General features: G+C 40.8%; 14 protein-coding genes. 3 read left to right on the forward strand and 11 right to left on the reverse strand.

The genetic code is table 11. The features are described from left to right. Positions 1 to 71: 71 nt before the first annotated feature. The 4 genes from GD631_RS17375 to GD631_RS17390 all read right to left on the reverse strand — a co-directional run bounded on the left by GD631_RS17375 (position 72) and on the right by GD631_RS17390 (position 3196). A complete protein-coding gene (locus GD631_RS17375; RefSeq protein WP_087321259.1) occupies positions 72 to 578 on the reverse strand; it encodes a flavin reductase family protein in 507 nt (168 codons plus the stop codon). Between the two features lie 18 nt (positions 579 to 596). Continuing rightward, positions 597 to 1595 (reverse strand): MBL fold metallo-hydrolase, encoded by a 999-nt coding sequence (locus GD631_RS17380; RefSeq protein ID WP_143259762.1) that lies wholly within the window; start codon positions 1593 to 1595, stop codon positions 597 to 599. Positions 1596 to 1750: 155 nt separating this feature from the next. Continuing rightward, entirely contained in the window at positions 1751 to 2848 is a 1098-nt protein-coding gene (locus tag GD631_RS17385; RefSeq protein WP_143259764.1) for a PspC domain-containing protein, read from the reverse strand. A 21-nt stretch (positions 2849 to 2869) separates the two neighbouring features. Beyond that, positions 2870 to 3196 (reverse strand): PadR family transcriptional regulator, encoded by a 327-nt coding sequence (locus GD631_RS17390; protein WP_004299980.1) that lies wholly within the window; start codon positions 3194 to 3196, stop codon positions 2870 to 2872. A 165-nt stretch (positions 3197 to 3361) separates the two neighbouring features. On the opposite strand from GD631_RS17390, the gene GD631_RS17395 reads away from it, so the two are divergent. Then, a complete protein-coding gene (locus tag GD631_RS17395; RefSeq protein ID WP_004312714.1) occupies positions 3362 to 3859 on the forward strand; it encodes a GNAT family N-acetyltransferase in 498 nt (165 codons plus the stop codon). 72 nt (positions 3860 to 3931) lie between these two features. On the opposite strand, the gene GD631_RS17400 is transcribed toward GD631_RS17395, so the two are convergent. From GD631_RS17400 to uvrA, 3 genes are all read right to left on the reverse strand, one after another. Then, positions 3932 to 5491 carry a peptide MFS transporter gene (locus GD631_RS17400; protein ID WP_143259766.1) on the reverse strand — a complete coding sequence of 520 codons (1560 nt, stop codon included), beginning with the start codon at positions 5489 to 5491 and terminating at the stop codon, positions 3932 to 3934. A gap of 97 nt (positions 5492 to 5588) precedes the next feature. Beyond that, positions 5589 to 6068, reverse strand: a complete 480-nt coding sequence (gene ybaK, locus GD631_RS17405) for a Cys-tRNA(Pro) deacylase (RefSeq protein ID WP_143259767.1) — start codon at positions 6066 to 6068, stop codon at positions 5589 to 5591. Positions 6069 to 6257: 189 nt separating this feature from the next. Next, a complete protein-coding gene (uvrA, locus tag GD631_RS17410) occupies positions 6258 to 9083 on the reverse strand; it encodes an excinuclease ABC subunit UvrA (RefSeq protein WP_143259769.1) in 2826 nt (941 codons plus the stop codon). A gap of 158 nt (positions 9084 to 9241) precedes the next feature. Between uvrA and GD631_RS17415 the strand changes: the two genes are divergently transcribed. Further along, the gene (locus GD631_RS17415; RefSeq protein ID WP_143259771.1) at positions 9242 to 11008 is read left to right on the forward strand and encodes a LysM peptidoglycan-binding domain-containing protein; all 1767 of its coding nucleotides are present in this window, start codon (positions 9242 to 9244) and stop codon (positions 11006 to 11008) included. Between the two features lie 7 nt (positions 11009 to 11015). Next, the gene (locus GD631_RS17420) at positions 11016 to 11738 is read left to right on the forward strand and encodes a porin family protein (protein WP_143259773.1); all 723 of its coding nucleotides are present in this window, start codon (positions 11016 to 11018) and stop codon (positions 11736 to 11738) included. A 174-nt stretch (positions 11739 to 11912) separates the two neighbouring features. Here GD631_RS17420 and GD631_RS17425 read toward each other — a convergent pair whose 3' ends face one another. The 4 genes from GD631_RS17425 to GD631_RS17440 form a co-directional block, all read right to left on the reverse strand. Continuing rightward, complete coding sequence (locus tag GD631_RS17425; RefSeq protein ID WP_143259775.1) at positions 11913 to 12356, reverse strand: DUF4293 domain-containing protein; 444 nt, start codon at positions 12354 to 12356, stop codon at positions 11913 to 11915. A 106-nt stretch (positions 12357 to 12462) separates the two neighbouring features. Continuing rightward, entirely contained in the window at positions 12463 to 12798 is a 336-nt protein-coding gene (locus tag GD631_RS17430) for a DNA-directed RNA polymerase subunit omega (protein WP_004299989.1), read from the reverse strand. 14 nt (positions 12799 to 12812) lie between these two features. After that, on the reverse strand, positions 12813 to 13616 hold the full coding sequence (locus tag GD631_RS17435; protein WP_004312707.1) for an outer membrane protein assembly factor BamD: 804 nt from the start codon (positions 13614 to 13616) through the stop codon (positions 12813 to 12815). Positions 13617 to 14016: 400 nt separating this feature from the next. Beyond that, entirely contained in the window at positions 14017 to 14442 is a 426-nt protein-coding gene (locus tag GD631_RS17440) for an ACT domain-containing protein (RefSeq protein WP_008022809.1), read from the reverse strand. Positions 14443 to 14454: the final 12 nt, after the last annotated feature.

Raw genomic sequence — 14454 nt, forward strand, 5'->3', positions numbered from 1 at the left:
GGAAGGCTCTGAACTCAAGTAGATTGAGAACAGAGCCTTCTCCATTACATTCATCATAAATCGGCTAAATCTTACTCCGAATAAATATTTTCAATTTCTACAATATACATCTTGTGGAAACCTCCATGAGCACCACCGTACCACTTCTCCAATGATTCCTTATCCAGGAAACATTCCGGTTTGATACCGTCAGCATAAAGCTTCTTACATTCCAGGCTTAAGCGTGCCTGCTCGAACAACACATTGCCATTTTCTGTAAACACCGGTTTCAGTCCGGTCTCTTTTACTTTATCGATATTGCGTCCCGACTTGGAACCACAAACAGCGTGAATCTTCTTATTTTCTTCCCCTAAGAAGGAAAGAGTCAGGTGATCGTTCTTCTCTACAAATTCATACGTATACCGTTCGGGACGGATAAAAACGAAAGCAACAGGCTTGTTCCAAAGCCAGCCGATACCACCCCAACTTGCTGTCATCGTATTAAACTTCTCTTTTGTTCCGGCCGTAACCAGCATCCACTCTTTTCCAATCGCTTCGAAAAAGTTTTCTTTCAAGTCTTTTACTTCTAATTTCTTCATCTCTTTATTCGTTTCTAATTATTTCTGTTTATTCAATTTCACAATCTCACCCAAATAGGGGATCTCCACAGGAATCTTCCGTTTCTTTGACTCTTCCGCAAAAACCTTCGGAGGATCGTGCAAAGGCTCGTCAGACAAGTCGAATGTGCCATAATGCATGGGAATGGTAAGGCCTGCATGCATTTCTTCGGCGGCAATCAATGATTCGTAAGGCGATATATGATTGGGGCGCATAAACCAGCGAGGTTTGTATGCCCCGATACCTAACAAAGCGTAATCCGGTGCTCCGAACAGATCGGGAATCTCACGAAAGTGACTGGAATACCCCGTATCACCACTATAATAAAGAGAAATCCCATTTCCTTGCAGCATAAAAGCTCCCCACAGTCGCTGACCGCCATCACGTACGGAACGTTTGCTCCAGTGTTGTGCCGGCAGAAACGTGATCTTCAATCCCTCATCTTCCATCTGTTGATACCATCCGGCTTCAATCACTTTCATTTCGGGGAACCATCCCTGAATCAGTTCACCGGTTCCCAAGCCGCAGAAAAGCTTCATTTGCGGGTTATTCTTCAATAAGCGGGCTATACTCTGTTTATCCAAATGGTCAAAATGGTCATGGCTGACAAGTAGATAATCAATCTCCGTAAATATGTCAGGATTAGCTGGAAATTCGCTCTGTCTCTTCACAAAAGGAATACTGCCGAACACCGGATCGAACATGATTCGCTTACCTGCCAATTGAAGAAAGAACGAATTATGCCCGAGCCATATCAGGGAATCTCCTACCACCGCATCCAATGAGCGGAGATAACAAACTTTCGGATCCCATTTCACCGTTTTCTTCTCTTTGCGTTGAGGATTGGGCGAAAGACGCCATTTCAGCACGCTGCCCATCCCTGGACGGAAGCGATGCTGCCTGTTAAAAAAACGTCCGCGCACCATCGGATTTCCTCTCCAATAAGGATTGACTGTCGCTAAACGTTCGTTTCTCCTAAAACATATATGTTCACCCATCTTTATTTCCTGAATACGCATTTACAAACTTACATAAAAATTCTCGATTTACGATGAATAAGAGGAAACAAAAAATGTACCCCGGACACACTATCGGGGTACATTTATTTATAAAAGAATAAATATTATCCTTTTTTTAATAGAATGAGGCTTAGTTAACAGCAGTGCAGCCCATACAAAGGCAGTTGCCAGCCAAGAGCAGAAAGATTAATGACCATAATGACCGCACCCAATATCCATAAAATCAGTAACGACCATTTCAAACCTGTTCCCATTGGCGACCAATGGAATAGCTGGCGCAAGATAGTATACAAGAAAGCTCCTAATGGAATACCAATGAGGGCAACTCCGGCAATCGTACCCAATAATGTCATCATAGGAGAGACGGAAACAACCGGCATCCAGTCGATGGCAGGCAACAACTCACAAAGTAAAGCTCCTCCACTGACTGCCACGGCAATTGCCGCAAATACCAACGCTACCAATACGACAGCCAATACGAACAAGACAGGGCAACAGAGAATGACAAGAGCTACCAGAAATATCTTAAAAAGAACGGCTGCAATAGAAACAAATACATCGCCTATCTTTTGAATAAAGGTACGAGGTTTGCCTGAGTTCACATAATTATTAACCCCATCTGCTACCCGTTCGAAACCGTCTGTCACTGTTTTGCCAATATTCTCAATAGTTACCGCTTCTCCACGCATACTCAACTTTTCTGCGGCCGTACGGGCTTCCGGAATAACGAGCCATCCGATAATATAAAGGATAATCATCGGACAATAAGGCACAAACACCAGGATAATCATCAGGATACGCACCAATGTGATGTCCCAACCGAAGTAGGCAGCCAGTCCTGCTGCCACACCACCCAACAATTTATTATCCGGATCACGGAACCAGCGACGTTGAGCAGAGGTTTGCGCATTACTTTGATTAGCGGACGATGCTTGTTCCGTTCTTTTCTGTGAATCTGTATCCTCGTCAGCAATACCAAAATCTTCCGGTTTGCCTACGCGGGCGATGATTTCTTCTACATCCGAAACTGTGATGACCTGTTTTCCTTCAGTTACTTTCTCGGCAAACAGTTCGGCAATACGCATCTCAATATCGTTTACGATCTCTTCCGCACCCTCCTGTTTACGAAAGTAATGTTTCAAATTAGACAGATAATTGTCTAACAGTCGGTAGGCATCGTCATCTATATGATAAACTATTCCTCCTAAATTTATGGTCAATGTCTTTTTCATTTTTATTTCTTCTTTTTCGGATTATCTATTGGCTATATGATTCACTGTGTCGTTAAGTTCTTTCCAGGAAATTTCCAGTTCTCCCAAAAAGACTTCTCCTTGTTCAGTGAGTTTATAGTATTTGCGGGGAGGCCCCTGGGTAGATTCCACCCACTCATAACTTAACAGGTCGTCATTTTTCAGACGGGTCAGCAACGGATACAAGGTGCCTTCCACTACGATCAGCTGGGCTTCTTTCAATTTCTGAATAATATCAGAAGCATAAGCAGGCTCCTTGTGCAGTAAAAGCATGATGCAATATTCAAGCATGCCTTTCCTCATCTGTGATTTTACATTGTCTACTTTCATTATTCACTTCTTTTAGATGGCACAAATATATGCATTACTCAAGTACCTTGCATTACAAAGTACTATAAATTAATAATAATTAAAACATTAGAGAGGGCCCACCTTATTATAAAAAGAAATAATGGCTATATTTGTGCCCGTTAAACCATAAAATAGAAAATACGTATGTTTACAATTCGAAAAGCAACGGTAGCCGATTGCGAGCTTATTCATATGATGGCAAAGGAGGTATTCCCCGCCACCTACAAGGATATTTTATCTCCTGAACAACTGGATTATATGATGGACTGGATGTATGCTCCTTCCAATGTGCGCAAGCAAATGGAGGAAGAAGGACATGTGTATTCCATCGCCTACAAAGAGGATGAGCCATGCGGATACGTCTCTGTACAGCAACAGGGAAAAGATGTATTCCATCTTCAGAAAATCTATGTTCTCCCCCGCTTTCAGGGTGCGCATTGTGGCAGTTTCTTATTTAAGGAAGCAATCAAGTGTATCAAAGGGATGCATCCGGAACCTTGTCTGATGGAACTTAACGTGAATCGTAATAATAAAGCCTTGCAATTTTACGAATACATGGGAATGAGAAAGTTACGGGAAGGTGATTTCCCGATTGGCAATGGGTATTATATGAATGATTATATTATGGGATTGGATATTTAATAAATAAAAATGCCCCGAAACATTTACGATGCTTGTTCCGGGGCATTTTGTTATTTAGTCAATGACGGGATTCTACTTCGCTACGCGTTCCAACCATTTTACCATTGAAAGCATTACAATCATAGAAGCACCTGTTGCACCTACAAATACTAACCAGCAAGCCCAGATAGGAACAGTTGTATACAGAATACCACCGATAAACAGCAGTGAATTACCCACAGCTGTTGCAGCCAACCAACAACCTTGCATTAATCCCTGCAAATGCGGAGGAGCCACCTTAGATACAAACGATAATCCTAGAGGAGAAATGAACAATTCGGCAACTGTAAGGATGAAATACAAACCGATCATAATCCACGGAGTCACACGAATAGCATTTATTTCAGCAGCGCTCATAGTGCCCAACACCTCTTTCGAAGGCAATGTAAAAGAGAATACCATCAAGAATACATATGCCAATGCAGCAATACCCATACCAATGGCAATCTTCATCGGGGTAGAAGGTTCTTTACCATTCTTTTTCATTGAGCCAAACATCCACATGATAAATGGAGTCAGGAATACAACGAAGAACGGATTAACACTCTGGAATATTTCAGCTCCCTTGATCTGCGTAAAACCTAAGTCGATATTAATAACACTCAAATCCACATAGTCACGGGCAAAATAAGTCAAAGAATAACCATTCTGATGGAAGGACAACCAGAAGAAAATAACAATACCAAATACTGCAAACAAAGCATAGATACGTTGTTTGATTTCAGTAGCGCTCATTTGGATTTCTTCCTTATTCACAGTCGCAGTGCCTTTACTAGTTTCCAATTTAGTCGCAGGATCCGGGAAACGTTTCTTATTTGCCATATAAATAATGAGCGAAACAAGCATAGCACCAATAGCAGCCATAAAAGCATACTGAAAACCACGGTTAAACACATCAAGGTAGTTATTAACAAACACACCCATATCTGCTACAGGAGTTCCGTCAAGAACAGCACTCTTAGCCAAAGTTGTCAGATTCTCCATTGCCTGTGGAGCCATATCATTTCCTTTTTCTAAATATTGATGGCACAATTCAGGTAAAGTAGCATCATAATCAAAGTTGTTCACCTTCAACCACCAGTTGCGCACACCAATAGCAATAAACGGCGCAAAAACAGCTCCAATATTGATAAACATATAAAATATCTGGAAACCGGCATCACGAAGATTGGAATATTTAGGATCATCGTACATCTGACCTACCAAAGCCTGCAGATTTCCTTTAAATAAACCATTACCAAAAGCAATCACCAAAAGTCCGAAACAGGTTAATCCCAGATAAAGAGCCATACTAGGAACAGGAGTCGGAGTAGGAATGGCAATAATTAAATAACCGATAGCCATTAATATCAGCCCTACTAAAATAGTGCCTTTGAAATTTTTCGTCTTATCAGCAATAACACCTCCCGCCAAAGCTAAAATATAAATGGAAGCATAAAACGCGGAATAAATGTATCCGGTAGTTGTCTCGGACAATCCAAATTTCGCTGAAATAAACAATGTCAAAATCGCCATCATAATATAGAAGCCAAAACGCTCTCCCATATTAGCTAAAGCAGCAGCAATCAGACCTTTAGGGTGTTTACTGAACATAGATATAAGTTTTTAGAATTAATAAATGATTGATTTAAATAAATATTTCTTGCAAATATATACTTTTTCTTGAGTTTTTGCACAATGATTTGTTAAACTACTCCTCAAATAAACGACAAATTTCTGCCCTGGATTCACGAATCAAATCTTCCGGAGCTATTTTTATCTGAAGCCCCCTCACTCCGGCACTTACATAAATATACGGAAACTGCCGACTGGTTTCATGGATATAAGTAGGAAAATGTTTCTTCATGCCGATAGGCGAACAACCTCCCCGGATATATCCGGTAAGTGGCAGAAGTTCTTTTACGGGAATCAAATCGCACTTCTTATTACCTGAAGCTTTAGCTGCCAGTTTCAAGTCAACTTCATGTTCTCCTGGAATGACACAGACAAAATATCCGCTTTTATCGCCGTGCAGAACAAGAGTCTTAAACACTTGCTCAATGTTTTCTCCTAAATCTGCTGCTACATGAACAGCACTCAAGTCGTTTTCATCCACTTCGTAGGGAATCAATTCATAGGCTATCTTAGCCTTATCTAACAGCCGCGCGGCATTTGTTTTATTGATTTTCATTTTCGTTGTAATTATACTTTCTATATCTGATAAATAAAGAATTAGTGGGAGACAAAGTCCTCTATGACTTTTATTAAGGCACGGATTACACGGCTCTAATTAAATAAAAACTGTGTAATCCGTGCCTTAATTAATATAGCTAGGGATAGTTGACTTTATTAGGGGAACGCCCTCACTCTCTGCTTCAAATTAGAGTCCCAGTTCTTCGCGAAGAAATTTAGGTGTATATCCCTTATGGCTCTTCGCAACTTCTTCCGGGGTTCCGTAACTAAGGAGTTCTCCCCCGCCCTTACCACCTTCAGGGCCCATATCGATAATATAATCCGCCATTTTAATCACATCCAGATTGTGTTCGATGACAATAACCGTATTACCTTTATCCACAAGCTTATTCAGTACTCCCATCAGTACGCGGATATCTTCAAAATGAAGTCCGGTAGTCGGTTCATCAAGGATATAAAGGGTCTTGCCTGTGTCTCTTTTCGATAGTTCCGTTGCCAGCTTCACACGCTGGCTTTCTCCACCGGAAAGAGTGGTAGAAGATTGTCCTAACTTTATATATCCGAGTCCGACATCCTGCAATACTTTTATCTTATTCAAGATTTGCGGAACGTTTTCAAAGAATTCTACGGCACGGTTGATTGTCATGTCCAGCACATCGGCAATTGATTTTCCCTTGAAACGTACTTCCAGTGTTTCCCGATTATAACGTTTGCCGTGACATACTTCACAAGGCACATATACATCAGGAAGAAAATTCATTTCAATTGTCTTATAACCATTTCCCGTACAGGCTTCACAACGTCCACCCGAAACATTAAAGGAGAAACGTCCCGGTTTGTAACCGCGAATCTTAGCTTCCGGAAGCCCTACAAACAAATTACGAATATCAGAAAACACACCGGTATAGGTAGCTGGATTGGAACGTGGCGTACGCCCCAAAGGTGATTGATCGACATTCACTACCTTATCGATGTTTTCCAATCCTTCAATCGAATCGTATTCCAAAGGATCCTGCAAAGAACGGTAGAACTTCTGCGACAGAATAGGTTGCAGAGTTTCATTAATCAAAGTAGATTTTCCGCTTCCTGATACACCCGTCACACAAATTAGTTTACCTAACGGAAACTCTACATCGACATTCTTCAGGTTATTCCCTTTCGCTCCTTTCAGCCAGATAGATTTTCCGTTTCCTTTTCTACGCTTGGCGGGGATTTCTATCTTCATCTTTCCATTCAGGTATTGCGAAGTCATCGTATCGGTTTTCAGCATCTCCTGGGGAGTTCCTGCAAAAACAACTTCTCCACCGAGACGTCCGGCTTTTGGTCCCATATCGATGACATAGTCGGCAGCCAGCATCATATCCTTATCATGTTCCACCACAATCACAGAGTTTCCCATGTCACGAAGTTCTTTCAAAGAGTTGATAAGGCGCAAATTATCACGCTGATGCAAACCGATACTCGGCTCGTCGAGAATATAAAGCACATTCACCAATTGAGAACCAATCTGCGTAGCCAAACGGATACGCTGGCTCTCACCACCGGAAAGGCTGACAGAACTACGGTTCAGTGCCAGATAATCCAAACCGACATCCAACAGGAACTTCAAACGCGTACGAATCTCTTTCAGAATCTCCACTGATATTTTCTTCTGCTTATCGGAAAGGAACTCATCTACCTTCATCAACCAGTCATACAACTCGTTGATGTCCATGTTTGCCAATTCATTAATATTCTTATCATGGATGCGGAAATGCAGCGCTTCCTTATTTAAGCGGGCCCCTTTACATTCAGGACAAACCGTTGTTTTGGCAAACTGTTCCGCCCATTTCTGCGCTGTCGCAGAAGCATCTTTTTCCTGCAACATCTGAATATACTTCACCACTCCTTCATAGGTAACAAAGTAATCGGATGAAGTGCCGATCAGTGAACTCTTGATTTTAATCCGTTCGTCAGATCCGTACAATACTTCATCAATCGCATCGTCCGGCAACTCCTTAATCGGTGTTTTCAGCGTTGCATCATATTTTTCAAGCAAAGCACCTATTTGCCAGAAAATCATCGCATTCTTATATTTTCCCAAAGGAGCTATCGCACCTTCATAAATGGAAAGTTCACGGTCAGGAATCACTTTGTCCACGTCAATCTGATTGACTACTCCCAACCCTTTACACTTCGGACACGCTCCTTGCGGTGAATTGAACGAGAAGTTGTGCGGGGCCGGTTCACGATAAGACAACCCGGTGACAGGACACATGAGCCGCTTACTATAATGCCGGATACTTTCGGACTGGGCATCCAGAATCATCATCAGCCCGTCTCCCTGACGCATGGCAGTTGCCACACTCTGTTTCAGACGCCGGTCATCTTTCTCTGCAACCACTAATTTATCGATAACCACTTCCACATCGTGGTTCTTATAACGGTCGAGCTTCATACCATGCGTAATTTCACGCACTTCACCGTCCACCCGTACATATAAATATCCTTTTTTGCGTATCTGTTCAAAAAGTTCTCTATAATGTCCTTTACGTGAACGTACCAATGGCGCCAGCAGGTATATTTTCTTTCCTTTATAATCTTTCAGAATCAAATCCAGAATCTGCTCTTCGGTGTACTTCACCATTTCTTCCCCCGACAGATACGAATAGGCGATTCCCGCACGGGCATACAACAAACGGAGATAATCGTAGATCTCGGTAGTTGTTCCTACGGTAGAACGGGGATTTTTATTCGTTGTTTTCTGTTCAATGGAGATAACCGGACTCAAGCCTGTTATTTTATCGACATCCGGACGTTCCAGATTGCCCAGGAAATTGCGGGCATACGCTGAAAAAGTTTCGATATAGCGGCGCTGTCCTTCGGCAAAAATTGTATCGAAGGCTAAAGAAGATTTTCCACTACCGCTCAATCCGGTGATAACAGTCAAGCTGTTACGGGGAATCTCGGCATCAATGTCCTTCAAATTGTGCACGCGCGCACCGTACACATTAATATATTCTGTTTCCTGCATATTCATATCCTTCCATAAATGTTGCAAAATTAATGTTTCCGCCCGAAATATGCTCCTAAAAAAGCACAATATTATTTTCTTAACTCAAATCTTATGAAGATATAGGGCATTATTTGTACCTTTGTTCCTTGATTTCAAGAACCAATAGTTATAATTTGATGAAACCGATAAACCGAATATTCTTATTTCTGCTTTTTATAAGCGTTTCATACGCTATCAGTTATGCACAGGAAAACCAATCTTATTTCTTGCATACCATCGAAAAAGGACAAAGTTTATACTCCATTTCCAAGATGTATAATGTCACTACGTCAGACATCATACGTCTGAATTCAGGTTGTGACGAAAAGATCTACGCCGGACAGACCATCAAAATCCCTACAGGAAAAGAGAGTCAGAAGGGAGAAACATTCCATACGATTCAAGCCGGAGAAACATTGTACAAACTGACAACGATGTATAATGTGTCCGCCAAAGATATTTGTGAAGCAAACCCAGGTTTGAGTGCCGAGAATTTCCGTATCGGACAAGTTATTCTGATTCCGCAGAAAAAAGAAGTACAAGCTGATGCTGTAGTTCAAACACCTACTGAACAATCGACCATCCAAGGTCCGGTTGTTCCAAGATGTAAGGATATGCACAAGGTAAAACGCAAAGAGACTATATTCAGCGTGAGCCGTGAATACGGAATCAGCGAGCAGGAGTTGATTGCCGCTAACCCGGAACTGAAAAAGGGCATGAAAAAGGGACAATTCCTTTGCATCCCCTACCCGGCAGCAACCACCGTACAACCTACACAGAAGGAAGATCCATACGCTGTTCCTCCCAGCAATAGCGAGCTTTTCCGCAAAAGCAAGGAGACTCCCCAAAAACTGTCTACCATTAAGGCTGCCTTGTTGTTGCCTTTCCAGGAGGACAAACGCATGGTGGAATATTACGAAGGTTTCCTGATGGCAGTAGACAGTCTGAAACGTACGGGCATTTCTCTTGATTTATATGTATATGATTGTGGAAAAGAGATTTCTACATTAAATACGATTCTTGCCAAAAACGAGATGAAGAGTATGAATATCATCTTCGGTCCGATGCATCAGAATCAAATAAAACCATTGTCAGACTTCGCGGAGAAGAACGACATACGTCTGGTGATTCCTTTCTCTCAAAAGGGAGAAGAAGTATTCAACAATCCTGCCGTTTATCAGATTAATACACCTCAATCTTATTTGTATTCAGAGGTTTATGAGCATTTCACCCGTCAATTCCCTAATGCGAACGTTATTTTCATCGAACCGTCAAGTGCTGACAAGGAGAAAGCTGAATTTATCAGCGGCTTGAAACAAGAGTTGAAAAGCAAAGGAATTCCAATGAGAACCGTCAGCGAAAGCGCAACTAAAGAAACATTGAAAGCAGCACTTCGCAGTGATAAAGAAAACATCTTTATCCCGACATCGGGCAATAATGTCTTACTGATTAAGGTACTTCCTCAACTAACGCTATTAGTCAGAGAGAATCCTGCAGAAAAAATTCACTTGTTCGGCTATCCGGAATGGCAGACTTACACCAGAGATCACCTGGAAAATTTCTTTGAGTTGGATGTATATTTCTACTCTTCATTCTATACAAATACATTGTTCCCGGCAGCTGTGCAATTCACCAACGCTTATCATAAATGGTATAGCAAAGATTTGGCGAGCAAATACCCTAATTACGCAATGCTTGGCTTCGACACCGGTTTCTTCTTCCTGAAGGGATTATCGCTCTATGGCTCGGAATTGGAAAACAATCTGCCTAAGATGAATCTGACTCCGATTCAGACAGGATTCAAATTCCAGCGCGTGAACAACTGGGGAGGATTTATTAATAAGAAAGTGTTCTTCATACGTTTCACTAAGAATTTTGAATTAGTAAAACTTGACTTCGAATAATACGAAAATGATAAAGATAAAACCATTTTTGATTGCAACACTCCTACTTACAGGATTTGCCCTTCCTGCCACTGCCCAAATTGGAGAAGCACGAAGTAATTTATCAGTAGGTGTCAATGGAGGCGTCAACCTAAACAGTGTTTCTTTCACTCCCAGCATCAAGCAAAATAGCTTGATGGGAATTACCGGAGGATTGACGGCACGCTATATATCCGAGAAGTATTTTGCCATGATTTGTGGCGCACAAGTCGAATTAAATTTCTCGCAAAGGGGCTGGGACCAATTGTTTGAGATACCAGGGGAAAACGGAGAAATGGTGAAAGACCCTACTCAAACTTACACCCGTAAAATGACTTATATCGATATTCCTTTCCTTGCCCACCTTGCTTTCGGACGAGACAGAGGATTACAATTCTTTGTTCATGCAGGTCCGCAAATTAGCTTTCTCATCGGAGAGTCAGAGACTATTTCAGGTGTAAACATGGACCAACTTTCCAATACACAGAAAGCCGTGTATGGAGTTAAGATTCAAAATAAATTCGACTATGGTATTGCCGGCGGCGGCGGTGTAGAACTCCGAACAAAAAAAGCCGGTAGTTTCATCGTTGAAGGCCGTTACTATTTTGCGCTGTCTGACTTTTACAGCACCACAAAGAAAGACTATTTCGCCCGTGCAGCGCATGGAACAATCACCATAAAGCTCACATACTTATTTGACCTGAAGAAATAAAACCTTCTCCTTTCGAGAGAAGGAATTTGAGCATTACAAAATATCGTTTTAGGGCTACTCTTTAGAAGATGCTAAAGCATAGCTTTAGAGAGCAAAAAGCATCGCTTTAACCCTTATAAAGCGATGCTTTTCATTAATCATATTAACGAATAACCCAAAGTATAGGGAGGAAATTTATCTCAATCTATCCGCAGCCTTTACCATCACCTCGTCACGTCCAATAGCACGAATAGCCAATATATTCAGAATGATGGAAATAAGTGGTAAACACAATGCCCAGCCTACCCGAAACATATTTGCATCATTCTTCAACGCAAAATAAAAAGCGAGGGCGGCAATGTAATAACCTACCAACAATAAGCTATTGAAAATCGTCATACGAATCTGCAACATACGGTTCTTATATAAAAAAATGGTAGCCACGGCAACGATAGTGCTAAGCATTAGAATCCCGAATAAGCCCCATGTAGACTGAAAAGCATCGTTCACTTCCAATCCTAATACCTTAAAAGGATGTTCACCCATTGTATCAATAAAGTAACCCATCGGCATACACATCGCTGTAATCAGCAATCCTGCAACAATCAATAAATAAACTGTTTGAATTCGTTGAATCATAAGTATTCTAAATAGTAGTTGAGTTAAACAATAATAGCCAAGCAATAAGGAGCAGGGATGATGATCCCACTTACTACTTGACTATCAATTTTTGTCAGAAAATAAATTACTGAAGTTTTTCTTTCTCCTTAGCCGGATTTCTATAATATATTTTCCCTTCGATGTATTCTTGCGTAGCAATCAAGTCCGGTTTCGGCAATTTCTCATAATAACGAGAAATTTCGATTTGCTCTCTATTTTCAAATACTTCTTCCAAATTGTCATTGTAAGAGGCAAACTCTGCCAATTTCTTTGAAAGATCGTTTTTGATTTCTACACTGATCTGATTAGCACGCTTGCCAATAATGGCAACAGTTTCATAAACATTACCTGTATCAGCACAGAGTTCCATCATGTCACGGGTTACTGTTGTAGCAGGAGCATTCGTTTTTTTGTAGTCCATAAATCTATTTAAATTTAGTCTTTAATTACTTTTTGTGATTCATTGAATATTTTCTCGGCTTCTTTCAGATATTTACTTTCGGGAAATTCATTCTTGAAAGCATAATATTCGTCCACTGTTTCGCGGTAACGATCCATCTTCTTGTCTTCTACACTATAGATAGCCATTTCGTGTCTCGCACGCAGAATCAAGATAGAAAGTTCTTCACGATAATCAGTATAAGGATAATCCTTCAGTGCATTTTGAGCTGTGATTACACAAGACTCATAGTTATTGCCTAAATAATTACCCAGATTATAATATAATCTTGCAGAATAAAGTTCTTTCAAAACCAGCTTATCCTGCAAAGCAAAAATCATATCCTGTGCTTCCTGCTTCTTTGTGCTGTTCGGGAAATACTCCATGAACATCTGCAACTGCTGGATAGCCTGATAAGTGCTTGATTGATCCAAACGTGGTTCCGGGGTATCCAGAAATAAAGCTTTACCTGCATGGAAACGTGCCAGTTCGGTAAAAGTACCACGGGGATATGTATTAAAATAGGTGATAAATGTCTGGGCAGCTGTCTGATAATCTTTCTGATTATAATAACTCATTCCCAACATATACAAAGACTCTTCCGCTTTATCGGTTCCTTTAAGAATGGTTATCAACTCATTCAGCAAAGTAGCTGAACGATTATACTGTCCCTTCGCAAAATAGTTTTTGGCGGCTTCGTACTTGTATTCGTAATCGGTGCTTTTCAGCAATTTATTGTACTCTCCACATGATGTTAGAGTAGCCGCCGCAAGCAAAGTTATAATGATATTTTTCTTCATCCTATTTAAAAATAATGCGCAAAGTTACTTATTCGCTGGGAATTTAGCAATTAATCTGTGTTTTTTAATACATAAAAGGCGTTAAACATCGACAAAAGGAGAGAAAATGACGTCGAATCGCAAACGCCAAACTATAAATGGCAGGTAATAAACGAATCACACAGAAATCATGACTGACATAAACCTGACGAACAAACATCAGATACCTTGTTATAAGGCAGAAAAAAAATAGTGACGGTATATGCTCGGGATAGTGACGGTATCAGTGGCATATACCGTCACTATCCGCATCGGATAGCGTCACTATTTTTTATAGCAAAAAAACGGCAAACAAATGTGTTATCCCATTCAAAGACAACACAGCTATTTACCGTTCCCAGTTTATCGTTTACTGCTATATTTACAGCTTGTACAAATCACTTGCAGCCAACAGATCGACTTTCTTTTCTTTCAGCACCTCGATACATTTATCCAGATTGCTGGGGCGAATTACCACATTTGCAATATTGTTATTGGCAAACGAATACATATATTCAATAAATACACCCTCATCTGATAAATATCCCAGCACTTTTGCCAAAGCACCCGGTATATTGGGACAGCTTATACCTACTACATCAGTCACATTCACTGCAAAATGATTATCTTTTAAAGCTTTGTATGCTTTATCCGGATCAGATACTATTCCACGCAAAATACCAAAATCAGCATTTTCGGCAATGCACAAGGCAGAAAGATTGATATTTTCTTTCGCCAGCACTTCAGTCACTTCCGTCAAACGGCCTGACTTATTTTCCAAAAAGATAGAAAGTTGTTTTGCTACCATATTTATTAAAGT

It is taken from the genome of Bacteroides luhongzhouii (assembly GCF_009193295.2).
GTDB lineage: Bacteria > Bacteroidota > Bacteroidia > Bacteroidales > Bacteroidaceae > Bacteroides > Bacteroides luhongzhouii.

What these genes read in the sequence shown, in the direction of transcription:
- GD631_RS17375 (WP_087321259.1), bottom strand. Translation starts at nt 578, where the DNA reads ATGAAGAAATTAGAAGTAAAAGACTTGAAAGAAAACTTTTTCGAAGCG.
- GD631_RS17380 (WP_143259762.1), bottom strand. Translation starts at nt 1,595, where the DNA reads ATGGGTGAACATATATGTTTTAGGAGAAACGAACGTTTAGCGACAGTC.
- GD631_RS17385 (WP_143259764.1), bottom strand. Translation starts at nt 2,848, where the DNA reads ATGAAAAAGACATTGACCATAAATTTAGGAGGAATAGTTTATCATATA.
- GD631_RS17390 (WP_004299980.1), bottom strand. Translation starts at nt 3,196, where the DNA reads ATGAAAGTAGACAATGTAAAATCACAGATGAGGAAAGGCATGCTTGAA.
- GD631_RS17395 (WP_004312714.1), top strand. Translation starts at nt 3,362, where the DNA reads ATGTTTACAATTCGAAAAGCAACGGTAGCCGATTGCGAGCTTATTCAT.
- GD631_RS17400 (WP_143259766.1), bottom strand. Translation starts at nt 5,491, where the DNA reads ATGTTCAGTAAACACCCTAAAGGTCTGATTGCTGCTGCTTTAGCTAAT.
- ybaK (WP_143259767.1), bottom strand. Translation starts at nt 6,068, where the DNA reads ATGAAAATCAATAAAACAAATGCCGCGCGGCTGTTAGATAAGGCTAAG.
- uvrA (WP_143259769.1), bottom strand. Translation starts at nt 9,083, where the DNA reads ATGCAGGAAACAGAATATATTAATGTGTACGGTGCGCGCGTGCACAAT.
- GD631_RS17415 (WP_143259771.1), top strand. Translation starts at nt 9,242, where the DNA reads ATGAAACCGATAAACCGAATATTCTTATTTCTGCTTTTTATAAGCGTT.
- GD631_RS17420 (WP_143259773.1), top strand. Translation starts at nt 11,016, where the DNA reads ATGATAAAGATAAAACCATTTTTGATTGCAACACTCCTACTTACAGGA.
- GD631_RS17425 (WP_143259775.1), bottom strand. Translation starts at nt 12,356, where the DNA reads ATGATTCAACGAATTCAAACAGTTTATTTATTGATTGTTGCAGGATTG.
- GD631_RS17430 (WP_004299989.1), bottom strand. Translation starts at nt 12,798, where the DNA reads ATGGACTACAAAAAAACGAATGCTCCTGCTACAACAGTAACCCGTGAC.
- GD631_RS17435 (WP_004312707.1), bottom strand. Translation starts at nt 13,616, where the DNA reads ATGAAGAAAAATATCATTATAACTTTGCTTGCGGCGGCTACTCTAACA.
- GD631_RS17440 (WP_008022809.1), bottom strand. Translation starts at nt 14,442, where the DNA reads ATGGTAGCAAAACAACTTTCTATCTTTTTGGAAAATAAGTCAGGCCGT.